This window comes from Hyphomonadaceae bacterium BL14 (assembly GCA_027627705.1).
In the GTDB taxonomy this organism is placed as follows: Bacteria; Pseudomonadota; Alphaproteobacteria; order Caulobacterales; family Maricaulaceae; genus Oceanicaulis.
This window is the reverse complement of the sequence record CP091242.1, coordinates 1,863,035-1,885,827: the sequence shown is the minus strand read 5'-3', so window position 1 is coordinate 1,885,827 and position 22,793 is coordinate 1,863,035. Positions and strand designations below refer to the sequence as shown.

Sequence of the window (22,793 nt, the reverse complement as noted above, 5' to 3'; positions counted from 1 at the left end):
TAATGGGGATTGCAAACATTGAGTATCGTGGAACACGCGGCCCCGGCTGGCCGTGAGCAACCAGTGACGCTGGATGAAATCGCCGCACTGACGGCCGAGGTGCGCCACATCGCGGCTGACAAGACCAGACGGATTCATGGCATCACCAATCAGATGAAGATTCTCGCGCTGAATGCACTGATCGAGTCGGCGCGGGCAGGCGAGCACGGGCGGGGCTTTTCTGTCGTGTCACAGGAGGTGCGAACCGTCAGCGAGACGATAGCCCGCGTTGCGCAGGAACTTGAAGATGATCTGGCGCACAGGGTCATTACCCTCCAGTCAGAGGTCGAAGGCATGTCTAAAAGCGCTCAGGGGCAGCGCTATGTGGATCTGGCGCTCAACGCGATCGAGCTGATTGACCGTAATCTGTATGAGCGAACCTGTGACGTGCGCTGGTGGGCGACCGATCTGGCGGTGGTCTCCTGCGCCCTCGATCCGTGCGCGGACAGCAGCCGGCAGACCAGCCAGCGCTTGGGCGTGATTCTGAATGCCTACACAGTATACTTGGACATCTGGCTGTGTGACATGAATGGTCAGGTTATCGCGAACGGGCGGCCAAACGCCTATAACGTGCTCGGTCAATCGGTAGCAGATGAACCCTGGTTCCAATCGGCGGCCAGACTGTCCTCCCCAGATGATTACTCAGCCGGCGACATAACTGTGCAGCCGCGGCTGAATGGCGCGCAGACGGCGACTTATAGCGCGGGCGTCTGGGATGAAACCGGACGCAAGACAGGCGTGCTGGCGGTCCATTTTGACTGGGAATCACAAGCGCGGGCCATCGTTGAAGGCGTACGCATCGCGCCGGAAGAGCAGCGCAACACCCGGGTGTTGCTGGTTGATTCCCATTTACGCGTGATCGCCGCGTCAGACGGCACCGGCGTGCTTAAGGAGCGGGTTGATATCCCGTTTCAAGAGCGCTCAAACGGGTATTCCTACCTTCCCGGCGGGCAATTGGTCGCGTTTCACGCCACCCCCGGATACGAGACCTACAAGGGTCTGGGCTGGTATGGCGTGATCTTGCAGACCCCCTGACCAAGCTGGGCTGCGCCGCCCCTACTCCGCCGCCCCTACCCGCGCCCTGCGCGCCGCTCCCGCTTCCGCCGCGTCCATACCCAGATCGGCCAGCAGGGCTGAGTCCGCATGGAGGTCCGGGTTGGGGGTGGTGAGGAGCTCGTCGCCGATGAAGATGGAGGCGGCGCCGGCCAGGAAGCAGAGCGCCTGCAGCTCGCGGCTCATGGTTTCGCGCCCCGCGCTGAGGCGCACCACGCTGGCGGGCATGATCAGGCGGGCGGTGGCGATGGCGCGCACGAAATCGAGCCCGTCCAGGGGGGCCGAGCCCGAGAGCGGGGTACCGGCCACGTCCACCAGATGATTGATCGGCACGCTTTCAGGATGCGGGGTCAGGCGGGCGAGCTCGGTGAGCAGGCCGATACGGTCCTCGCGATCCTCGCCCATGCCGATAATCCCGCCGCAGCAGACCTGGATGCCGGCGGCGCGCACGCGCGCCAGCGTGTCGATGCGGTCCTGCCAGGTGCGGGTGGTGATGATGCGCTGATAGTATTCCGGCGAGGTGTCCAGATTGTGATTGTAGAAGTCCAGCCCGGCGTCCTTCAGGCGCTCGGCCTGGCCGTCGGAGAGCATGCCCAACGTCATGCAGGTTTCCATCCCCAGTGCCTTCACGCGGGTAATCATTTCGGCAATGGCCGGCTCGTCGCGCGGTTTCAGCTCGCGCCAGGCCGCGCCCATGCAGAAGCGTGTGGCACCGCCCTCTTTTGCCTCGCGGGCGCGGGCCTCGACGGTGCCGGGGTCCATCAGCTTTGAGGCCTTGAGCCCGGTGTCGAAATGGGCTGACTGATTGCAGTACCCGCAGTCCTCCGCGCAGCCGCCGGTCTTGATCGACAGGAGGCGCGATTTTTGCACGGCGTTGGGCTGGTGCACGCGCCGGTGCAGGCTCTGCGCCGCGAACACCAGATCATTGAACGGGGCATCGTGGATTGCCTGGACCTCGCTGCGCGTCCAGTCCGAACGCGGGGTCGTCAGGGCGGCGATATCGTCTAGAAGGGGGATCATGGTGCCTCACGAGTCTGTCATCGACCCACACCCTAGGAATCAGGCCCCTTGGCGGCAAGCCGCGCGGCACCTCGCCGTGCGCGCGCGCCTTGTGGGACCGGCGCTGTTTTGCGTGACGCTGTTGGTGGTCCTGGTGTTTGCGCTTTGGCCGGGCCATGGCGGTGCGCCGCGTCTGTTTGGCTGGGACAAGCTGGAACATATGAGCGCCTTTGCGGCGCTGAGCCTGATTGGCCGGTTCGCTTTTCCGGGCCTGAACCGGGTCTGGCTGGTGCTGGCGCTGACCACCCTGGGGGCGGCCATCGAGTTGTTGCAGATGACCCCGATGATCAACCGGATCGCCTCCCTCTCTGATATGGCCGCCAACACGGTGGGCATCATGGCCGGTCTGGCGGCGGCGCATCTGGCGGCGCGCATGGCACGGGCGCTGGACATCCATCCGTGAACCGGCCGCCCCACGCGCCCTGGCGCGGCGGGCCGCCGCGCTTCAGTGTGGGGCTGAGGCCCATCGATCCGGCCCTATGGCTGTTTCCTGATACAGAGGCCCATGTCCTGGCCTGGAAGGCGGGCCTGCTGGCACGGCCGGTGGATGTGTGGCGCCAGGCACCGGATGCCGGTGCCGCGGCGGATGAAGCCGCCGCTCTGGTCTGCACTGAAGCCGGCGCGCCACCGGGCGATCTCATCGCGGCGGCGCATCTCGTCAGTGATGATCTGGTGGTGATGACGCGCGGCGATGACGGGCGCTGGCTGACCGGCGCCATCGTGCTGACGGCGCCGACATTTTTCAGCCTTGATCACGCCTTCGGGCGCGATCTGACGGCGCTGCACGGGCCGGTGCCCGACGGCGATCAGCTGGCGGCGCGCATCGCCCACGTGTTTGACGCCCTGAGGCCCGGCCAGGTGCTGGAGCGCTTCAACTGGACGCTTCAATGGGGCGATGCGCGCTTCACCCCGGACGCGGCGCCCTTGCGGTCCGCGGCGCAGGCTGCGGCGGTGAGCGAGGCGTGCGATCAGCTGCATGTGCGCGTGGAGCGCCAGACGATCATCAAGCTGCCTCAGACCGGCGCGGTGCTGTTCACCATCCGGGTGTGTCTGGACCCGGTGCAGGCGCTGGCGGCTGATGAGATCGCCGCGCTGGCCGCCGCGTGGCGGGGGCTGGGGGCTGAAGGACGCGCCTACAAGGGCTGGGCCGCGCTGGAACGCCATGCGCAGGCGGTGTTCGCGGATATCTAGACCCTTGAAACGACACCGGCCCGCCAGCGTGTGCTGGCGGGCCGGTGCATAAGTTCAGGCTGAAGGCGCTGGCGTCAGTCGCCGCCATTCCCGCCGCCGCCATCGCCGGAACCGCCGTCCGGCGCGTCGGGCCCGGCCTTGGTTTTCGGGGCGGGCCGGTCGTCGGAACCCGACGAAACCGCCGCAGGGTTCAACGGCACGGCGTCAGCACCGTACCAGGCCGGCGGGACAATGCCCTTGCGGTCGTAATCATGCGTGTAGCGCAGCACGACGCCGGCCAGCAGCAGGATCGCGATGACGTTCGGGAAGAGCATCATCGAGTTGGCCACGTCGCCAAACCGCCACAGCCCGTCCACATTGACCACCAGCGTGCCCAGGAAGGCCACACCCACCCACATGAAGCGGAATGGACGCGCGGCCCAGTCACCAACGATATAGGTGGCCGAGGTCTCGGCGTAGTAGGACCAGCCAATGATGGTGGTGAAGGCAAACAGGGCCTGCGCAGCCAGAATGATCCAGCCGCCGGCATAAATGCCTTCTGCAAACGCCGCCGTGGTGATGGCCGAGGCCTGCAGGGCGTCGGACTGCCAGGCGAACTCGGCAAAGGTCCCGTCCAGATTGGCATAGCTGCCCGACACGGTCAGGATCACCAGCGCCGTCATGGTGCAGATGATCATGGTGTCGATGAACACACCCAGCATGGCGATCTCGCCCTGCTTGACCGGATTGCTGGTCTGGGCTGCCGCGTGGGCGATCGGGGCGGAGCCCTGACCGGCCTCGTTGGAGAACAGGCCGCGCGCCACACCGGCCCGGATGGCGGCCATGATCACATAGCCCGCAAACCCGCCCGCCGCCTCGCGGAAGCCGAAGGCCTCGGTGAAGATCAGGGCGAAGGCGCCGGGAATCTCGCTGGCGTGAGTGGCCAGAATGACCACCCCCACCAGAATATAGGCGACGGCCATGAAAGGCACGACGCGTCCGGCGACAACCCCGATGGATTTGATGCCGCCGACGATCACGACAAAGACCAGGAAGGCCAGAACCGCCCCAACGGCCCAGCGCGGCAGATCCACGCCCAGCGAGGTGCTGGCTTCAATGGCTGACTGGGTGACGGAGTTGGCCTGCAGCGCACCGCCGGTCACCAGAGCCGAGCAGATCGTGCCGATGCAGAACAGGATGGCGAGCCATTTCCAGTTCTTACCCAGCCCGTTCTGGATGTAGTACATCGGCCCGCCATGGTATCTGCCATCCGCATGCTTCTCGCGGTAACGCACGGCGAGGGAGGATTCTGAATAGGCCAGTGCCATGCCGAAAATCGCCGTGACCCACATCCAGAAAATCGCGCCCGGCCCGCCCAGCGTGATGGCGGTGGCGACGCCCGCCAGATTGCCGGTGCCAACCTGACCCGACAGGGCGGTGGACAGGGCCTGCCAGGGCGTGATCTCGCCCTCGCCGCCGCTCTTGCGGCCGGCCCACAGCTCGGCGAAGGCGGGGAAGAGGCGCTTGAGCGGACGCCCGCCCAGCAGCACCATCATGATCACGCCGGTGCCCAGAAGGGCAATGGTGACGATCCCGACCGGCAGGATGCGCTGATCGCCCCAGGTGCCGCCCCATAGAAAGTCACTGAAGATCGTGACGTTGTCGAAGAAATTGTCCATTCCAGCTCCCCGCAATTTCCTGATTTAACGAGACCCTAGGCAGACGAACGCCCGACGGGAAGTCCCCGCGTGCAACTGGGGGCGTGATTTTCCATCGTGTCTGCCCGCGCGCAGACGGCGGGCGGGGTCCGGCGCGCAGCGCCCGGCAAGGCACCGGGCACTTCCTGCCGGGGGGACGCATCTTGCCGGGCCGGTCTGTGCGCGCGGCCGTGCGCGATTGGGTAATGGCCAATTAATTATTTGAAAAGTCACGGTGATCTGCCTGGCCCGCAAAGCCTGCGAGCGGCACAAGGCTTGCGCTGGCCCCGGCGGGACAAAATGTCCGCCGGCCAAAACGGCCGTTCGCTTCCAGAACGGAGGAACCCCCCATGACAAACTCGGTGAATACGAACCCCGGAGCGATGATCGCGCTCCAGAATCTGAACAAGTCCAATATGGAGCTGCAACAGGTGCAGAACCGTATCAATACCGGCCTCAATATCGCGGGTGCGAAGGATAATGGCGGCATTTTCGCCATCGCCCAGCGTATGCGCGCCGAGGTGTCGGGCTATGGGGTTGTTCAGCAGTCTCTGGACCGTGGCAACGCGACGCTTGATGTGTCGCTGGCCGCGGGTGAAGCGATCTCGGATCTCCTGATCGAGATGAAGGAAAAGGCTCTCGCTGCCGCTGACACATCGCTGGATACGGCCAGCCGGAGCGCTTTGAACGAAGATTTCATGGCGCTGCGCAACCAGATCTCGACGATTGTGGAGAACGCGGAATTCAACGGCGTGAACCTGATCGACGGCTCGACAGACGCTTTCGTTGCGCTGGCGAACCAGGACGGCTCAAACACCATCACAGTGCCCTCAGAGGACATGTCCCTGTCGGGTGCCGTTGTGACGGTGGGCGCCGCCGCCTCGTTTGCGACCGCCACCCAGGCCTCGGACATCGCCTCTCAGATCGCCTCCTCGCTGGATGCGGTCAACGAGTCGCTGGCCCGGCTCGGGACCAAGTCGAAGGCGCTGGAGATCCACTCCACGTTCGTGACCAAGCTGTCGGACACGCTGGAGAAAGGCATCGGCAATCTCGTCGACGCAGATTTGGCCAAGGAGTCCGCCCGGCTCCAGTCGCTGCAGGTCAAGCAGCAGCTGGGAATCCAGGCGCTCTCCATCGCCAATGCGTCGCCGCAGTCTGTCCTGTCCTTCTTCCGCTAGGGAAGGTGCCGGGGCCGCCGCATGGCGGTCCCGGTTTTTCTTTGGCTTCGAAACGCGTTAACCCTTGATTAACCCTGCGGCGGGTCGCGCCGCCAGCCCCGCCCGAATCACCCGGCAGATTATGCCCGGCGGGTAGAAATTGCCGGGCGTCTCGCGGCTTTACCGGGCAAAAACTGCCGCATGCCGTCCGGCCCCGCGCTGCCCTTCCGAAAAATCCTCATAAAAAACAAAGACCTGAAAAATCATCATCCATGGGCCGCCAATTGGCCCCGGGCTTGCTGTTGCTCCTGCGGGCCAGAAGGCCCCGCTCGCAAAATGCGGGCGTTCACACGTAGAAACGTAGGAGCCAAGAAATGGCGACGATCAATACCAATCCGGGCGCGATGATCGCCCTGCAGAACCTGAACAAGACCAACCAGGACCTGATGCAGGTCCAGAACCGGATCAACACCGGTCTCGCGGTCTCCTCGGCCAAGGACAATGGCGGCATTTTCGCCATCGCCCAGAACATGCGCTCTGAAGTGGGCGGCCTGCGCGCCGTCAACCAGTCGCTGGACCTGGCCGTGTCGGTCACCGATGTGGCGCTGGCCGCCGGTGAAGCGATCTCCGACCTCCTGATCGAGATGAAGGAAAAGGCGCTGGCCGCTTCCGACACCTCGCTGGACACGGCGTCGCGTGATGCACTGAACGAAGACTTCTCCGCCCTGCGCGATCAGATCGGTACGATCGTGGAGAACGCCGAGTTCAACGGCATCAACCTGATCAATAACGGTGCCGATGCGATTTCGGCTCTGGCCAATGCTGACGGCTCGAACACCATCACCGTCGCGGCCGAGGACATGAGCCTCACCGGCACGACCCTCACCATCACCGCCGGCACTGAAATCGACACCACGACCAATGCTGCGGCGGCGGCCACGGCTCTCGAGACCTCACTCACCAACATCAACTCGGCTCTGGCGCGTCTGGGCACTTCGTCCAAGTCGCTGGAGATCCACAAGACGTTCGTGGGCAAGCTCTCCGACACCCTGGAGAAGGGCATCGGCAATCTGGTCGACGCCGATCTGGCCAAAGAATCTGCCCGGCTCCAGTCGCTGCAGGTCAAGCAGCAGCTGGGCATCCAGGCGCTCTCCATCGCCAACTCGGCGCCAAGCACGATCCTGGGCTTCTTCCGCTAGGAAAAGGCCTGACTGAATTCGGCGCCGGGACGGCAGAACGCCGGACCGGTGCCGGACACGGCGCACAAAATGTGCGCGTCCAACCGTAGAAACGGACCCTCGAAAGGAGCCAAGAAATGGCGACGATCAATACCAATCCGGGCGCGATGATCGCCCTGCAGAACCTGAACCAGACCAACAAGGACCTGATGCAGGTCCAGAACCGGATCAATACCGGTCTTGCGGTCTCCTCCGCCAAGGACAATGGCGGCATTTTCGCCATCGCCCAGAACATGCGCTCTGAAGTGGGTGGCCTGCGCGCCGTCAACCAGTCGCTGGATCTGGCCGTGTCGGTCACCGATGTGGCGCTGGCCGCCGGTGAAGCGATCTCCGATCTCCTGATCGAGATGAAGGAAAAGGCGCTGGCCGCTTCCGACACCTCGCTGGACACGGCGTCGCGTACGGCCCTGAACGAGGACTTCACCGCGCTTCGCGATCAGATCGGCACGATCGTGGAGAACGCCGAGTTCAACGGCATCAACCTGATCGACGGCTCGGTCACCGGTGGCATTTCGGCCCTGGCCAATGCTGACGGCTCCAACACGATCTCGGTCGTGGACGAGGACATGAGCCTGGGCGAGTCCATCGTGACCCTGGCCGCGGCGGCGTCCTTTGCGACCTCTACGCAGGCCTCTGATATTGCCGACGATATCGAAGCTTCGCTCAACAATATCAACTCTGCTCTGGCGCGTCTGGGCACCGCCTCGAAGTCTCTTGAGATTCACAAGACCTTCGTGGGCAAGCTGTCCGATACGCTGGAGAAGGGCATAGGCAACCTAGTCGACGCAGACCTGGCCAAAGAGTCCGCCCGTCTCCAGTCGCTGCAGGTCAAGCAGCAGCTGGGCATCCAGGCGCTCTCCATCGCCAACTCGGCACCGAGCACGATCCTGGGCTTCTTCCGCTAGGACAAGCCCGCACGGGGATGACGGCCGGAGCGAAGGGGTTCCCTCCGGCCGTCCTCACCGGCCTCCCGACTGGGGAGGCGGCCTGCAACAAGGGAGGCGCTGGACGCTCTGAATGCGTCTTGTGAGGAACAGATGACAAGTATTGCGACGCTCATGTCAGCCACGGCCATGTCGTCACCTGAATGGGCCGCAAACGCTCAGGCGGCCGTGGGGCCTCTCGAGCGCGGCCCTGAAGGGGACGAACCGGCAGCCGCGGCTGTAAAGCCTGCAGCCGGAAAGGATTTGTCGAAAACTGTGGACAAGATCGAGGCGATGCGCGCCCAGATCGATGCCAGCGGGCGATCGCGCCTGCTCATCGACCGCGAGGAACGCGCCGGCCGCTTCATCTACCGGATTCTCAATCCCGATACCGGTGAAACCCTGCGCCAGTGGCCGCCGGAAGGGTATCTTGATCTGATCGCCTATTTGCGCGACGGACAGGGTGGATTGCTCGACCGGCAGACCTGAGCGCCCGGCAAGACTGACCGCCCAGCCCGGCAGAAATTAACCATGACTGCACCCGCCCCGCCCGAGCAGGCCCGGGATCACCCAACATAACACCATGATTTAAATATGCTTTGGCTCTGGCCCGCCATGTGGTCCGGGCCTTGCTCCTGTTCGTGCGACAGCGCTGCGGAATGCGGCGGCGGGATACAGGAGAAGACCTATGACGTTGAGCGTCCACACCAACACCTCGGCGATGATCGCCCTGCAGAACCTGAACAAGACCAATCAGGACATGACCGGCGTCCAGCAGCGGATCAATACCGGCCTGCGCGTGTCGGGTGCCAAGGACAATTCAGCCGTCTTCGCCGTTGCCCAGAGCATGCGCGCGGACATTGGCGCACTGGCGTCGGTGCGCGGCTCGCTGGACCGGGCGGTGTCGATCACCGACGTGGCCATCGCGGCGGGCGAGGCGATCTCCGACCTCCTGATCGAGATGCGCGAAAAAGCCACCGCCGCCATGGACCCGTCCATCGACGCGTTCTCGCGCCAGGCCTATGACGGCGACTTCAAGGCGCTGATGGAGCAGGTCAATGTGATCATCTCCAACGCCGAGTTTGACGGTGCCAATATCCTTAATGGCAGCATGACCAACGGCATCGACTTCCTGGCCGACGCCGACGCCTCGCGCACCATCAATCTGTCGGCCCATGACATGACCTTCTCCGGTGCCATCATGACCATCGAAAGCACCGCCAGCCTCGGCACGGTGACGCTGGCCGGTGCGGTGGTGAGCGCGATCTCGGAAAGTCTGGACAATGTCAATCAGGCGCTGGCCAATCTGGGTTCTGACGGCAAGAAGCTGGAAGCTCACCGGACCTTTGTGGACAAGCTGACCGACGCGCTGACCACGGGCGTGGGCAATCTTGTGGACGCCGATCTGGCCAAGGAAAGCGCGCGGTTGCAGGCCTTGCAGGTCAAGCAGCAGCTGGGCGTTCAGGCGCTGTCCATCGCCAACTCCGAGCCGCAGATCATTCTGTCCCTGTTTGGCCGGTAGGCTGTCACGCCCTGCCGATGCAACACCGCCTGGCGCTCCCGCGCGCCGGGCGGTTTTCGTTTGGGCCAGACTCAGGCGATCCTCATCGCGACAGCTGGAGCGCCGCGCCATGATTGATCTGCCCTACGGGCGACAGTGCATCGACGACAGCGATATCGAGGCCGTCACGCGCGTGCTGCGCAGTGATTTTCTGACGTCGGGTCCGGAGATAGACGCCTTCGAGGCCGAGTTCGCGCGCGCGGTGGACGCGCCGTTCGCGGTCGCCTGCAACAGCGCCACAGCCGCCTTGCATCTGGCCCTGGATGGGCTGGGCGTCGGTGAGGGTGATATCTGCATCGTGCCTGCCATTACGTTTCTGGCGACGGGCAATGCGGCGCTGTATTGCGGAGCAGCGGTTGTTTTCGCCGATGTGGATGCGGCCACCGGCCTGATGACCCCCGCCACGCTGGCCGAGGCGCTGGGCCGGGCCGGGCCGGCGGCGCGCGCCGTGCTGCCGGTGCACCTGGCCGGAGCCATGTGTGACATGCCGGCTTTGAGCGAGGCCGCGCATCAGGCCGGGCTGGCGGTGGTGGAAGATAGCTGCCACGCGCTGGGCTCGCTGGATGGCCGCGGCCGCCCCGCCGGGGCCAGCGATCTAAGTGACGCCGCGACCTTCTCCTTCCACCCGGTCAAGACGCTGGCCTGCGGCGAGGGCGGCATGGTGACCACGCGCAGCGAAGCGCTCGCCAGCCACATGCGCCGCGCCCGCTCCCATGGCGTCGAGCGTGACCCGGCCCGGTTCCGGCGGCGCGAGGGCGCGCACGAAGCCTGGTGGTATGAGATGGTCCAGCTGGGCTGGAATTACCGTATGCCGGATATCAACGCGGCGCTGGGCCGGTCGCAGCTTCAGCGCCTGCCGGCCTTCGCCGCGCGCCGGCGCGCGCTGGCCGCGCAGTATGAAACGGCGCTGGCGGCGCTGGCACCGCGGGTGCAGACCCCCGCCGAAGCGCCGGGCGATCCGTGCCGCCATCTTTACAATGTCCGCATCGATTTCGAAGCGGCGGGCGTGACGCGGGCGGAGGTGATGGCGCGGCTCAAGGCGGACGGGATTGGCAGCCAGGTCCACTACATCCCGCTCTATCACCAGCCCTTCTACGCCGCCCGCCATACCGCCGGACCGCTGCCCGGTGCCGAGGCGCATTATGCGCGCACCCTGTCCCTGCCGCTCTGGCCGGGCATGTCGCACGGCGATCCCGAGCGCGTCGTGCAAGCACTGGGGCGGGCGCTGAAGGCCTGATTGCGGGCGCCGGGCGGACTATATTTGTTCATGGTGGCGTCAGCCTTTGGCCGGTCTAGGTGCTGTTGACAAAGTACCGGAACCACAGGCGGATTGAAGCGAGATGGATGAAGCCGAGATAGCTGTCGGCGGTCTTGTCGTAGCGTGTGGCGAGGCGGCGTGAGCAGCGCAGCTTGTTGAAGCACCGCTCGATGCGGTTTCTCAGCCCATAGACGAAGTCGTCGATCTGGACGGGGTTCTTGCGGTTTCGGCGCGCCGGGATCATCGGCACTGCGCCGGCGGCTTCCAGCGATGTTCGGATATTGTCGCTGTCATAGCCTTTGTCGGCCAGCAGGACGCGCGGGACTGAGCCATGCGCGGCCATTACCGCCTCATAACCTTTGTAGTCGGAGACTTCACCGCCGGTGATCTCAGCGGCTATGGGCAGCCCTTCAGCGTTGGTGCGAAGGTGTATTTTGGTCGTGAAGCCACCTTTTGAGCGCCCAAAACCCTGTTTTTGAGTCCCCCTTTAGCGCCCGCAGCCTGATGGTGCGCGCGAACGATAGTGGAATCGACCATTTGAAGACTGTCGGGTACGGCCCCGCTCTCGCCCAGCGCTTCCAACATCACCTCCCACACGCCTGACAGCGTCCAGCGGCGGAACTGGCGGTAGACCCGCGTCCACGGACCGAAATAGTCGTGAAGATCACGCCAGGGCGCGCCGGTGCGCGCGATCCAGAACACGCCGTCCAGCACGCGGCGATGATCAGAAGGCGGGCGGCCCCGCTTGCCTCCGGTCGCCACCACGAAAGGCGCAAAGAACGCCCACTCCTCGTCCGTCATCAAACCGCGAACCAAGACCACCTCCCAAAAGCCAGTCTTGAATCACGCTTCGGGCGGGTTGGGAATCCACTTCGTCAACAGGTCCTAGTCTCCTGATCAGGGGATGACGGGCAGGGGGACATCACATGCTCATCCGTATCGCTGCCGCGCTGGGCGCGGCGTTGGGTCTGGCGGGCGCCGCATCTGGCGCGCAGGTCAGCCAGCCGCAATTGACCGCACAGCCGGCCTTGCGCGCCGATCAGCTGCGCGCCGACCAGTTGCGCATCGGCCCGTCCATGGAGGGGTTGAGCGCTGCGGCGGTACGGCTGGAGGTGCGCAATTCACCGCTCTTCGTGGCCGAGCTGGACCCGGCACGCCTGACAGCAGGCGGGCCGGTGGCCATCGCGCTTCAAGCCGGTGTGGAGCTTGATCTGAATGCCTATCTGACCGGATCGCGCCTGCTGACGCGGCCTGGCCTGGCGGCGCTGCAAAGCGAGCCCGAAGCGCTGGGCCTGATCGGCCCGGTCCAGGTGCGCGAAGAGGTGTTTCTTCTGGAAGACCGGATTGTGGTGTCGCGTGAGGCCGAGGTGCGTGTCAGCGCGCGCACCTGCCGCGAGGGTGCGGACAGTGCCGGTCAGGCAAGCCGCACGCGCGGTCCCATGGCGCAGCTCCAGCGCATGGCGCGCGAGCGGGTCGAACGCGCCCGCGCCGAGCTGTGCCTCTCCCCGCCGCAGGCGCGCCCGCAGCATGGCGCGCTGTCGCCGGTTGTGCTCGATCCCGGCACCTCGCTGACACCGGCCATGCGCATGCGGGTGCAGACCGTGGAGGGCGGTGCGCGCCTGCTCCTGCCGCCAACTGAAGCCGATATCGCCGAGGCCGCCGAAGCGGTGCGCAGCGAGCTGCGCGCCCTGAACCGGCAGGCCGAGTTCCGCCATGGCGTCTCCGTCGCCCGGGCGCTGGCGCTGCCGGACGCCGAGCTGATCGCGCTGGATATGGATGGCGAAGAGCGCATCATCAGCCATGTCAGCATCATCCCCCTGGCGCCGCGCGCGGGCGTCTCCATCGGCGCGGTGCCCGATCTGACGGCCCCGCCTGCGCCGCCCGCCGATTTCGGCCGGGGCTTCACGCTGGACCGCGCCATCGGCCCGCGCCTGCAGGCGATCCCGTCGACGCTGGCGCCCTTCGTGTTGCGGCGCGCCGATCTGATGCCCAACCCGCGCATCCGCACGGTGCCGCCCGGCGCGCTGACCTTGCAGCCGGACACGGCGGGTCGCGGGGGCGGGGCGGCCCTGCAAGCGGTCCCGCGCCTTGAGACGCTGCAAATGGCCCCGGGCCTGGCGCGCCTGCCCGGAACCCGTCCCGAACCGCGCGAACCGGTGCGGCGAACCAGCGTCACGCAGACCGCAGACCATTATTTCATCACCGGCTTCACGCTCAGCGACCGGATCGAGGAGCGCTACAAGCACACCTTCAACCATCGGCGGAACTACTTCGTTGCGTTCCAGTATTCGGTGGGCTATCGGGCGGGCCTGCGCTTCCCGTTCCATGTGCGCACGCGCTCGGACACGTTCTTTTCCGAAGACCCGGCCACCCGGCGCTGGCGCACAACGGACGCCACCGTGCGTATCAGCGCGGCCGGGCGCCAGACCACGGTCAATGGCGGCTCGATCTATCAGGCCTCGGGCATGGCGCGCGAGCTGTGGTTTGACGATCGCGAATTCACCATTGGCGTGTGGGCCGGCTGCCAGCTGCAAGTGCGCGCGCCTGTCGTGGGGACAGTGCGCATCAATTGCCCGTCGGTTTCGATCCCCCGGGCGGGGACCTGCCCGAACTGGGCCTGCGCCGATTTTGACCCGCCCATCGGGCGGCGCACGCGCCTGGCCAGTCCACGCCTGCCCGCTGACGTGACGGGGCTTCAGATCAATGCGTGGATCGCGCGCGCCGGTGTGGAGCCCGGGGTGAATGTCTACGCCGCCGACGCCCGATTCCTTCTGGACGCTGAAGCGCGCGGGGCGCGCTTCGTCACCGATCCGGCCCAGCCCTATGCCTGCCGCCCGGTCAATCGCAGCGATCCTGCGTCGGACAATCAGCTGGTCAATGACCGGCTGTGCCGGGTGGCGGTGACGCGCAGCCCGATGGAGAACCGCGAGATGGTGCTGCGGCTTGTATCCACGGACGAGCACGCGCCAGGCCTGGTCCTGCGCAATCCGGCCTATGAGTTCGCACTGGAATTCGTGCCGGTGCTGGGTCTGTTCGCGGTGGTCGACATCGCCGTGGCCAGCTGGCGTTTCGACCGGGATATCGAGATCCGCGGCCTGACCATAAGGCGCGAATTCCGGTTCACCCGCCACGCCGGAACGACCGAGTCGGCCGAGGTCGGCATGTGCGGACCTGATGACCGCTCGGCACCGGGCTGCACTTCGCGGCTGGGCTATGAGTTCGGGCGCATCTGGGTGGATGATGGCGGGCCGGGTTAAGGGGTATGCTGCACCTGCGCGCGCCCCCTGCGTGGACAGATTCAGGGCGAATGCTTACATCAGGGAACGCTGTGCGTATGTCCGGTGCGCGCGGCGGGTTTCATGTGTTGGTCCGGACCCGATCTGAAAGCCCGAACCCATGTCGCAAGACGCCTTTCCTGTCGAGACGCGCCGCCACTCGGCCGCGCACCTGATGGCCGCCGCGATCCAGGACTTGTTCCCGACCGCGCAGTTTGGCGTCGGGCCTGCGACAGCGACCGGGTTCTACTATGACATCAAGCTGGACGAGCCGCTGACGCTGGAAGATCTGCCGAAGATCGAAAAGCGGATGAAGGAGATGCGCGCCGAGAAGCACCGCTTCGCCTGCGAGGAGCTGCCCATCGCCGACGCCATTGCCTACATGGAGCGCCAGAACCAGCCGCTGAAAGTGGAGCTCTTGAAGCTCCTGCGCGACAAGGGGTCCACCGCCATCGCCAAAGAGACCGGCGACGAGTCCGTGGTGGGCGAGGGCGCTGACACCGTGACCTTCTTCCGCACCGGCGATTTTGTCGATCTGTGCCGCGGCCCCCATGTGGATCACACCGGCCAGGTGGGCCATTTCAAGCTGCGCTCCATTGCGGGCGCCTATTGGCGCGGCGATCAGAAGAACGCCCAGCTCCAGCGCATCCACGCCCTTGGTTATGACACCAAGGAGGAGCTGGAGCAGCGCCTGATCCAGATCGAGGAAGCGGAAAAGCGCGACCATCGCCGCCTGGGCCGCGAGATGGATCTGTTCCACTTCCAGGAAGAGGCGCCCGGCGCCGTGTTCTGGCATCCCAAGGGCTGGTCGCTGTTTCAGAGCCTGATCGACTATATGCGCCGCCGTCAGGTCGAGGCTGACTATGTCGAGATCAACACGCCCGACCTGATGGACCGGCGCTTGTGGGAGCGGTCCGGCCACTGGGAGAAGTTCGGCGAGAACATGTTCACCACCGACGAGGTGGAGGACCGTGTGTTTGCGCTGAAGCCGATGAACTGCCCCGGCGGGGTGGAGGTGTTCAAGCACGGCCTGCGCAGCTATCGCGAGCTGCCGCTGCGCATTGCCGAGTTCGGCAAGGTGCACCGGTTTGAAGCCTCGGGCGCGCTGCACGGGCTGATGCGCGTGCGCGCTTTCACCCAGGACGATGCGCACATCTACTGCACCGAAGACCAGATCACCGATGAGAGTGTCGAGGTGTGCAAGCTGGTCATCGATATCTACAAGGAGTTCGGCTTCGAGGACGTGCGGGTGAAATTCTCCGATCGTCCGGAAAAGCGCATTGGCTCGGACGCGGTCTGGGACCGGTCTGAGGCCGCGCTCAAAACCGCCATCGAGGCTACCGGCCTGCCATATACGTACAATCCGGGCGAGGGTGCCTTCTATGGCCCCAAGCTGGAGTTTGTGCTGCGCGATGCCATCGGGCGCGACTGGCAGTGCGGCACGCTGCAGGTGGACCTGAACCTGCCCGAGCGGCTGGGTGCCACCTATATCGCCCCGGACGGCGAGAAGCGGGCGCCGGTGATGCTCCACCGGGCGCTGTTCGGCTCGCTGGAGCGGTTCACCGGCATCTTGCTCGAGCACTATGCCGGCAAGCTGCCGGTCTGGCTGGCGCCGGTGCAGGCGGTGGTCATCCCCATCGCCGACCGGCATGAGGACTATGCCCTTAAGGTGCGCCGCACGCTGATGAAGGCGGACATCGGTGCCGCCAGCGGAGGGGTGCGCGCCGAGGCTGATCTGGGTCATGAGCGGATGCAGAAGAAAATCCGCACCGCCCAGACCCAGAAAATCCCTTATATGCTGGTGGTGGGTGACGCCGAGGCCGAGGCCGGCGCGGTGGCCGTGCGCCATCGCGATCAGGGTGATCTGGGCGTGTTCAGCCTGGACGACTTCATTGCCCGCATCGGCCAGGAGCAGCGTACCCGCCGAGACCTGCCTGCGCGCGAGACCCAGGACGCCTGATCCCAGGGCCCGGTTTTTGGAGAGATTGCCTGCGCGGGGCACCCCCATGGGGGTGCCCCGTTTTGCTTTGGAGGCCGGCTTGCCCCGGTGCGGCGCGCGCGGTCCCTGCACTGCGTCCAGCGCAGGTTTACACAGTTTTACGCGGCGTTAACCGCAACGCCCGCTTTTGTTAACCCAGCAGTGTTGCGCGCTGCGGCGGATGAGCCGGGATTGGGTGTGGATACCAGATATTGCGGTCTTGCATCTGGTTTACACAAGATTAACCGGTCAGTTACCGTCAGCATGGGTTTTTGGGAGTTGATTCGGCATGCCGTCCGGGGCGCCTTGGAGTGTGAAGGGTATCGACCCTCGCGCCCGCGCGATCGCCAAGACGGCGGCGCGCCGGGAAGGCATGACGCTGGGCGACTGGCTCAACCGCGTGATCCTCGATGACGGGCCTCAGGCCGGCAGCCCCGATTGGGACGAGCGCCTGTCGGGCTATCCCGGATTTGGCAGTGGCGGCGGTGGTGATGGCGATGACGATGATGCGCTGCGCGCGGTCATCCGCCGGCTGACCGACCGGCTGGAAGCCTCCGAACAGCGCTCGACCCTGGCCCTGACCGGCGTGGACCAGTCCGTGCTGGCGCTGTCGCGCCGCCTCGAAGCGCTGGAAGAGACACGCGACGAAGACGATGGCGAGATCGAGGAGGCGCTGGCGCGCACCCGCGCGCGCCATGACGAATTGCTCGAGCGCCTGCGCCGTCTGGAGCGGGCAGGGCCGGGCGGCGGTGCCGATCCGTCGGCATTGAAAGCGGTCGAGACGACGGTCGGCAAACTCGCCGCACGCCTTTACGAGACCGAGCGCGATGTACGCGCCGAACTGGATAATCTCACCCACAAGGACGAACGCCGGCGCGAGGGGGCCGAGCGCGCCGCCAAGGTGCTGGGCGCGCGCCTGGACGAGACCGAGTCGCGGCTGCGCGATGATCAGAAGGCGTTGCGCGATCAGGTGGAGGCGCAGTCCCAGCGTGTGGGCGAAACCCTGCGCGGCGTCGAGGACATTGCGCGGCGCCTGCAAAGCCGGATCATCGCTGCGGAAAACGCCACCCATAGCGCCGCCGAGGCGCTGGCCGGTTCCCAGCAGGCGCTGGACGCCCGGCTGCGCGAGCTGGAAGCGCGTCAGGGCTCGTCGGTAGGCGCGGACGAAATCAATCGCCGGTTTGAAGTGCTGGGCCGGGAACTGGCCGCGATCATCCGCGAAACGCGCGAGGACTGGGGGCGCCAGATCGCTTCGCTGGATGGCGCGGGCGCAGGTCCGGGCCGGCTGGAGCGGGCGCTGGAAGCGGCGGAAAGCCGCTTGTCAGCGGCCGAAACGCGCCAGTCCGAAGCGCTCAATCGGATCGCTCACGAGGTCGGGCGCGTCTCGCGCGCCGTAGACCGGCGTATCGAGGCCGCCGAGCAGCGCCTGGAGCATCGTTTCAGCGAGACCGAGCGCGCGCGCCGGTCCCGCGAGGATCAGACCGGACTGGAATCCCGGCTCGACACGGTCCGGGCTGAAAACACCGCCGCTGTGCGCCGGATCGGCGAAGAGGTCGCCCGTCTGGGCGAAACCCTTGCCGAGCGCGTGCAGAAGGCCGAGGAACGCTCGGCCCAGGCGGTCGAGGCGGCAGGCGAACGCATGGCCCAGGTAGTCGAACGTATTGAACAGGCGCGCGCTCGTGCGCCGGAAGCCGATCTGGATGCGCGCATCCGCGCGTCTGAAGAGCGCACCGCCCAGCGCATCACCGACGCCATGGACGGGGTGTATCAGCGTCTCGATCAGGCGGGCAGCGAGACCGCCGACGTGTTGTCCCCTGTCCAGCGCGCCATGACGGCGCTGGCTGACCGGCTGGAAGCCATCGAACGCCGCGGGGAAACCCGCACCCCTGCCACTGACACACCGGCACGCCGGCGCGGTGGCAAGGATGGTGGCGGCGATGACGGTGATGGCGGCGACGGGGATCAGGTCGAAACGGCGCGCCCGCGCGCAGCGGCGCTGGACGGTTTCGAGACCGCATCGGTGCCGGTTGATTTTGGTGCGCCTTTGCCCCAGCCACCGGGTCTCCTCGACCCGGCGGGTGAGCCGGACAGTTTCGAGATCGCCGCCCGTGTGACACAAGGCGATCCGTACTCTGAGCAGCACTACGCCACCGGAGAGTATGGCGCGCCGGCCTGGTCCGAGCGCGCGCCGGAGCCTGCGCCGTCGCGGCCGGCCCAGCCCGCACGCCCGGCGCGCCTGGGCGCCACTGCTGACGCCGATTTCCTGGCCGCTGCGCGCAAGACGGTGCGCGCCAACCGGTCCACCAGCGCAGACTGGAGCCCGCCCGCCGAGCCGGGTTCGGGCCGCACCCGCCTGATGCTGGTGGCCGCCAGCGTGCTGGGCTTCGCCGCGGTGGCCGCCGCTGCGGGCATGCTCGCCCTCGATGCGTTCGGCGGCGGCGAGCGGCCGGTCACGGCTGCGGCTGATCCGTCGGAAACCCTGACCACGCTGTTTGCAGACGCGGGCGGACCGGAAGTGCGCGCGCGTGTGTCCGAGCCGGCCACGCTGGGAGATAATGCTGCCGGGATGCCTGCAGATGAAGCCGGTGCCGTTGTGGCGGGCACACCTGCGGAAACACAGGCGGAACCCGCGCCGGACCTCACGCCCGCCCCGGCTTTGCCCGAGCCTGCGACGGTGCAGCGCGCGGACCGCGTCCCCGCTCAGCCCGAGCCGCGCGCCGAGACGCCTGTGCAAACCCCTGAGCAGACCCCTGCGCCGGAGCCCGCTCCCGAACCCGCTCCCGAACCGCTGACGCTGGAGCGTGCCGCTGCGGACGGCGATCCGGTGGCGCGCTATCAGCTGGCGCTGGAGCGGATGGACGCAGGCGCGGTCAGCGACGGTGCCGCCCTGATGCGCCGCGCCGCTGAACAGGGCGTGCCTGACGCCATGCGCCGCTATGCCGGCATGCTGCAACGCGGCCAGGGCGTCAGCGCCGATCCCGAGGCCGCCCGTCTGTGGATGGTGCGCGCGGCGGAAGCAGGCAATGTGCTGGCCATGTTCGAGGCAGGCGGCTTGTTCATCGCGGCGGACGATACACCGGACAATCAGGCTGCGGCGGCGCGCTGGTTCCAGCAGGCGGCCCTGCACGGCAATCGCGACAGCCAGTTCAATATCGCGCTTCTGTTCCAGGAAGGCTTCGGCGTGCCGCAAAGCCCCGCTGACGCCTATGCCTGGCTGCGCATTGCGGCGAATGCAGGCGACGAGGATGCGGGTGCGCGCGCCACCACGCTGCGCCGCGAGCTCAGCTCCGAACAGCGCGCCGCGGCCGATGGCGTGGCCGAGAGCTTTACGCCGCGTCCGGCTGATCCGCGCGCCCAGGGCCGCTATCCGCGCCAGCCCTGGCAAGCGGCCGGCTAGGGCCGTGCTGATCTACCTGCCGATCGCGGAAGTCTCTCTCAACCTCTTCGTCCTGCTTGCTCTGGGTCTTGGCGTCGGTTTCCTGTCCGGCCTGTTCGGCGTGGGCGGGGGATTTCTGATGACCCCGATCCTGATGTTCATGGGCGTACCGCCCGCCGTGGCAGTATCCACCCAGATCAACCAGATCGTCGCCTCATCCATGTCCGGGGCCATTGCGCATTTCCGCCGCCGCTCGCTGGACATCAAGATGGGCGTGATCCTGATTGCGGGCGGTGCCGCCGGATCGGTGGCCGGGGTGCAGATTTTCGCCCTGCTGCAGGCCACCGGCCAGATCGATCTGGTGATCGCGCTTTGCTATGTCGGGTTTCTGGGGGTCATCGGCTCGCTGATGCTGTTTGAAAGCGTCGGCGCCATCGTGCGGCGCTCGCGCAATATCGCCCCGGCCCGCCCCGCGCGCCGCAAACGCACGCTGATCGACGCCCTGCCGTTCAAGACCCGGTTTGCGGTGTCGGGCCTCTATATGAGCGTGATCCCGCCTTTGGCGCTGGGCTTTCTGGTGGGGGTGATGGCGGCGCTGATGGGGGTGGGCGGGGGCTTCATCGCCGTGCCGGCCATGATCTATCTCCTGCGCATGCCCACCAATGTGGTGATCGGCACCTCGCTGTTTCAGATCCTGTTTGTGACCGCGCTGACCACCGTGCTGCACGCCGCACAGAACCAGACCGTGGACATTGTGCTGGCCGCGATCCTGATCGTCGGCGGCGTGGTGGGCGCGCAGATCGGCGCGCGCTACGGCGCGAAGTTGCGGGCGGAGGAATTGCGCGCGGGCCTGGCCCTGATCGTGGTGGCGGTGTGTTTGAAGCTTGTCTGGGATCTGACCGCGGAACCAGCCGATCTCTACGTGCTCATCGAACTCAGGGGGCTGCCATGATCACGCGGCCGGCCCTGATGGCCATGGTGGCGGCGGGCCTGGCTCTGGCGGGCACCCCGGCGCGCGGACAGTCTGAGAGCCTGGGGCCGGAACCCCAGATCGCCGCAGCCCTGACAGAGAATGTGGTGGAGATCCGCTCCAACTTCTCCGGCGCGGAGCTGGTGCTCTACGGTGCGGCGGTAGGGCTGACCGACGGCGATGACATCGCGGTGGTGGTGCGCGGACCGGTGCGCGATCTGCGCGTCATGCGCCGCCAGCGCGTTCTGGGCGTGTGGGTCAATGCCGACCCGGTGATATTTGACGAAGTGGCGGGATACTACGCTGTGGCGTCGACCCGGCCCCTGGCCGAATTTGCGACCTTCTCGGCCTTGCGCCGCAACCGCATCGGCATGGACCATGTGCGTCTGTCAGCGCCGGAGAGCGAGCGGATCGAGACCCGCTTCGGCGTGGCAGGCGTGGTGGTGTCCGATATCGGCGCGGCGATTGTCGACTACCGCACGGCGCTGGTGCGCAACAAGGCGCGCGACGCGCTGTATGTGGAAGCGCCTGACGGGGTGGAGATCCTGGAGGCCGGCCTGTTCCGCGCGCGGGTGGTGCTGCCCCCGGCGACGCCCACGGGCGTCTATGATGCGGATGTCTATCTGTTTCGTGACGGTGTGCCCATCGCGGTGCGGCGCACCTCGCTGGAGGTGGTCAAGGGCGGCACCGAGCGGGCCATCTATGATCTTGCCCATGACCGCCCGCTCGCCTATGGCCTGTTGTCCGTGCTGCTCGCGGTGTTCGCCGGATGGCTGGCCGCCTTCGTGATGCGCCGCGCCTGATCACCCGGGAGGACCCTGATGAAACGCCTCAGTGATGCCCCGCTTCTGCCTGTGGTGCTCGGTTTTGCCGGGCTCATTCCCTTTGTGGGTGGCGCGCTGGGACTGGCGCTGGGCGGGCAGGTCGCGCTGCAGGCGGCCAACGCCCTGCCGGTCTATGCTGCGGTGATCCTGTCATTCCTGGCGGGCGGACGCTGGGCGGCGGAGCTGGTCATCCGCGCCGACGCGCCGCGCCCGGGTGTGCTGATCCTGGCGGTATCGGTGGCGCTGGCCGGCTGGCTGGCGGTGCTGATGCAGGTCTGGGCCCGGCCCGGCCTGCCGCTGGATATGGAACTGGCGGGCTGGGGCGTGCTGATCTTCGGCTTCGCCCTGCAATATCTGTGGGACCGGTCAGCGGTGCGCGGGGCGACCTTCCCCGGCTGGTATCTGCCGCTGCGGCTGCTGCTGACGGCGGGTGCCATGCTCAGCCTGATGCTGGCCGCATTCATCCGCTGGTCGCCGACCTTCAGCCTCTAGCCCTCAGCACAGGCGGAACAGGCGCGCGAGCCACGAGCAGCTGGGCGGGGGCGTCGGTGCCACGGGTTCGGGCTCCGGTTCGGGCTCCGGCTCGGGCTCGGGCTCCGGTTCAGGCTCCGGCTCAGGCTCAGGTTCCGGGACCAACTCCACAGGCGGGGCTTCCAGCCCGCCATTGGGCTCGCTGGCATTGTTCACATGGCCAGAGCGGCGCGGTCGCAGCAGGGCAGTATCGCTCAAGGTCACTCCGCCGCCGAACAATTCGCCGAACGATGTGGTGAAGACCATTTCGGCGTCCACCACGATCACCGACCCGCCAGGGACCAGGAGACCGGCGGGCAGCGCTGGCGGAGACGCGGCCGGTGCCATGCCATCGGCCTGGCTCCAGGCCAGGAAAACCTCGCCATCATCATGCATGCGCACCGAGGATACGCGCAGCGCCAGGCCTGCAGCGTCAAACGGTGCCGCCATGGCGCGCCCGGCCGCGAAGTAATCGGCGAGCTCGGCATTGTTCACGGTGTCGCGCTGGGCGGTCAGATCGGCCACCACCAGCGCAGCGTTGTACACCTTGCGGTCAGCGCTCAGCGCCAGGCTGAGCTGTGCGGTGCCCAGATACATTGTGATCATGATCGGCGCGATCAGGGCGAATTCCACCGCCGACACGCCGCGCCGGTCGCGGGTGAAGCGGGCCAGAGACAGGAAGCGGGCCAGGCGCGCGATCATGGA

At 66.5% G+C, this 22,793-nt stretch carries 19 protein-coding genes; 15 read left to right on the top strand and 4 right to left on the bottom strand.

Features of this window, described 5'->3' with window-relative positions:
• Positions 1-63: 63 nt before the first annotated feature.
• The gene (locus L2D00_09105) at positions 64-1,074 is read left to right on the top strand and encodes a methyl-accepting chemotaxis protein (GenBank protein WBQ12002.1); all 1,011 of its coding nucleotides are present in this window, start codon (positions 64-66) and stop codon (positions 1,072-1,074) included.
• Positions 1,075-1,095: 21 nt separating this feature from the next.
• Here L2D00_09105 and bioB read toward each other — a convergent pair whose 3' ends face one another.
• Entirely contained in the window at positions 1,096-2,112 is a 1,017-nt protein-coding gene (bioB, locus tag L2D00_09100) for a biotin synthase BioB (protein ID WBQ12001.1), read from the bottom strand.
• Between the two features lie 112 nt (positions 2,113-2,224).
• Here bioB and L2D00_09095 point away from each other — a divergent pair, with 112 nt between their 5' ends.
• Together L2D00_09095 and L2D00_09090 are read left to right on the top strand one after the other, a co-directional pair.
• The gene (locus L2D00_09095) at positions 2,225-2,554 is read left to right on the top strand and encodes a hypothetical protein (GenBank protein WBQ12000.1); all 330 of its coding nucleotides are present in this window, start codon (positions 2,225-2,227) and stop codon (positions 2,552-2,554) included.
• Positions 2,551-3,342: a DUF3445 domain-containing protein gene (locus tag L2D00_09090; GenBank protein WBQ11999.1), complete on the top strand. Its 792-nt coding sequence runs from the start codon at positions 2,551-2,553 to the stop codon at positions 3,340-3,342. Before L2D00_09095 ends, L2D00_09090 begins: the two co-directional genes overlap by 4 nt.
• A gap of 74 nt (positions 3,343-3,416) precedes the next feature.
• Here L2D00_09090 and L2D00_09085 read toward each other — a convergent pair whose 3' ends face one another.
• Complete coding sequence (locus tag L2D00_09085; protein WBQ11998.1) at positions 3,417-5,000, bottom strand: alanine:cation symporter family protein; 1,584 nt, start codon at positions 4,998-5,000, stop codon at positions 3,417-3,419.
• Positions 5,001-5,368: 368 nt separating this feature from the next.
• Here L2D00_09085 and L2D00_09080 point away from each other — a divergent pair, with 368 nt between their 5' ends.
• From L2D00_09080 to pseC, 6 genes are all read left to right on the top strand, one after another.
• The gene (locus tag L2D00_09080; protein WBQ11997.1) at positions 5,369-6,196 is read left to right on the top strand and encodes a flagellin; all 828 of its coding nucleotides are present in this window, start codon (positions 5,369-5,371) and stop codon (positions 6,194-6,196) included.
• A gap of 353 nt (positions 6,197-6,549) precedes the next feature.
• On the top strand, positions 6,550-7,374 hold the full coding sequence (locus tag L2D00_09075; protein WBQ11996.1) for a flagellin: 825 nt from the start codon (positions 6,550-6,552) through the stop codon (positions 7,372-7,374).
• A 116-nt stretch (positions 7,375-7,490) separates the two neighbouring features.
• On the top strand, positions 7,491-8,318 hold the full coding sequence (locus tag L2D00_09070; GenBank protein WBQ11995.1) for a flagellin: 828 nt from the start codon (positions 7,491-7,493) through the stop codon (positions 8,316-8,318).
• Positions 8,319-8,600: 282 nt separating this feature from the next.
• Positions 8,601-8,825 carry a flagellar protein FlaG gene (locus L2D00_09065; protein WBQ11994.1) on the top strand — a complete coding sequence of 75 codons (225 nt, stop codon included), beginning with the start codon at positions 8,601-8,603 and terminating at the stop codon, positions 8,823-8,825.
• 199 nt (positions 8,826-9,024) lie between these two features.
• Positions 9,025-9,858 carry a flagellin gene (locus L2D00_09060; GenBank protein ID WBQ11993.1) on the top strand — a complete coding sequence of 278 codons (834 nt, stop codon included), beginning with the start codon at positions 9,025-9,027 and terminating at the stop codon, positions 9,856-9,858.
• Positions 9,859-9,967: 109 nt separating this feature from the next.
• Complete coding sequence (gene pseC, locus L2D00_09055; protein WBQ11992.1) at positions 9,968-11,134, top strand: UDP-4-amino-4,6-dideoxy-N-acetyl-beta-L-altrosamine transaminase; 1,167 nt, start codon at positions 9,968-9,970, stop codon at positions 11,132-11,134.
• A gap of 55 nt (positions 11,135-11,189) precedes the next feature.
• Here the strand turns inward: pseC and L2D00_09050 are convergent.
• Positions 11,190-11,977, bottom strand: a protein-coding gene (locus L2D00_09050; GenBank protein ID WBQ11991.1) for an IS5 family transposase whose coding sequence is annotated in 2 segments (ribosomal slippage) — positions 11,190-11,644 and positions 11,644-11,977 — 789 coding nt in all. Because the reading frame shifts where the segments join, the coding sequence is not laid out codon by codon here.
• A gap of 104 nt (positions 11,978-12,081) precedes the next feature.
• Here L2D00_09050 and L2D00_09045 point away from each other — a divergent pair.
• The 6 genes from L2D00_09045 (at position 12,082) to L2D00_09020 (ending at position 22,070) form a co-directional block, all read left to right on the top strand.
• Positions 12,082-14,412: a hypothetical protein gene (locus L2D00_09045; GenBank protein WBQ11990.1), complete on the top strand. Its 2,331-nt coding sequence runs from the start codon at positions 12,082-12,084 to the stop codon at positions 14,410-14,412.
• Positions 14,413-14,551: 139 nt separating this feature from the next.
• Positions 14,552-16,390, top strand: coding sequence for a threonine--tRNA ligase (gene thrS / locus L2D00_09040; protein WBQ11989.1), 1,839 nt, complete (start codon positions 14,552-14,554; stop codon positions 16,388-16,390).
• Between the two features lie 331 nt (positions 16,391-16,721).
• Positions 16,722-19,805, top strand: coding sequence for a hypothetical protein (locus L2D00_09035; GenBank protein WBQ11988.1), 3,084 nt, complete (start codon positions 16,722-16,724; stop codon positions 19,803-19,805).
• A gap of 4 nt (positions 19,806-19,809) precedes the next feature.
• Positions 19,810-20,736 carry a sulfite exporter TauE/SafE family protein gene (locus tag L2D00_09030; protein WBQ11987.1) on the top strand — a complete coding sequence of 309 codons (927 nt, stop codon included), beginning with the start codon at positions 19,810-19,812 and terminating at the stop codon, positions 20,734-20,736.
• Positions 20,733-21,557 carry a TIGR02186 family protein gene (locus tag L2D00_09025; protein ID WBQ11986.1) on the top strand — a complete coding sequence of 275 codons (825 nt, stop codon included), beginning with the start codon at positions 20,733-20,735 and terminating at the stop codon, positions 21,555-21,557. The genes L2D00_09030 and L2D00_09025 overlap by 4 nt, the downstream gene beginning before the upstream one ends.
• Positions 21,558-21,575: 18 nt before the next feature.
• Positions 21,576-22,070 carry a DUF3429 domain-containing protein gene (locus L2D00_09020; GenBank protein WBQ11985.1) on the top strand — a complete coding sequence of 165 codons (495 nt, stop codon included), beginning with the start codon at positions 21,576-21,578 and terminating at the stop codon, positions 22,068-22,070.
• Positions 22,071-22,073: 3 nt separating this feature from the next.
• Here the strand turns inward: L2D00_09020 and L2D00_09015 are convergent, their stop codons facing one another.
• Positions 22,074-22,790: a pilus assembly protein gene (locus L2D00_09015; GenBank protein WBQ11984.1), complete on the bottom strand. Its 717-nt coding sequence runs from the start codon at positions 22,788-22,790 to the stop codon at positions 22,074-22,076.
• Between the last annotated feature and the right edge of the window lie 3 nt (positions 22,791-22,793).

Excerpts from the sequence above, each read along its gene's own strand:
- L2D00_09060 (WBQ11993.1), top strand. The coding sequence starts at position 9,025 with ATGACGTTGAGCGTCCACACCAACACCTCGGCGATGATCGCCCTGCAG.
- L2D00_09080 (WBQ11997.1), top strand. The coding sequence starts at position 5,369 with ATGACAAACTCGGTGAATACGAACCCCGGAGCGATGATCGCGCTCCAG.
- bioB (WBQ12001.1), bottom strand. The coding sequence starts at position 2,112 with ATGATCCCCCTTCTAGACGATATCGCCGCCCTGACGACCCCGCGTTCG.
- L2D00_09025 (WBQ11986.1), top strand. The coding sequence starts at position 20,733 with ATGATCACGCGGCCGGCCCTGATGGCCATGGTGGCGGCGGGCCTGGCT.
- thrS (WBQ11989.1), top strand. The coding sequence starts at position 14,552 with ATGTCGCAAGACGCCTTTCCTGTCGAGACGCGCCGCCACTCGGCCGCG.
- L2D00_09085 (WBQ11998.1), bottom strand. The coding sequence starts at position 5,000 with ATGGACAATTTCTTCGACAACGTCACGATCTTCAGTGACTTTCTATGG.
- pseC (WBQ11992.1), top strand. The coding sequence starts at position 9,968 with ATGATTGATCTGCCCTACGGGCGACAGTGCATCGACGACAGCGATATC.
- L2D00_09015 (WBQ11984.1), bottom strand. The coding sequence starts at position 22,790 with ATGATCGCGCGCCTGGCCCGCTTCCTGTCTCTGGCCCGCTTCACCCGC.
- L2D00_09070 (WBQ11995.1), top strand. The coding sequence starts at position 7,491 with ATGGCGACGATCAATACCAATCCGGGCGCGATGATCGCCCTGCAGAAC.
- L2D00_09045 (WBQ11990.1), top strand. The coding sequence starts at position 12,082 with ATGCTCATCCGTATCGCTGCCGCGCTGGGCGCGGCGTTGGGTCTGGCG.
- L2D00_09075 (WBQ11996.1), top strand. The coding sequence starts at position 6,550 with ATGGCGACGATCAATACCAATCCGGGCGCGATGATCGCCCTGCAGAAC.
- L2D00_09020 (WBQ11985.1), top strand. The coding sequence starts at position 21,576 with ATGAAACGCCTCAGTGATGCCCCGCTTCTGCCTGTGGTGCTCGGTTTT.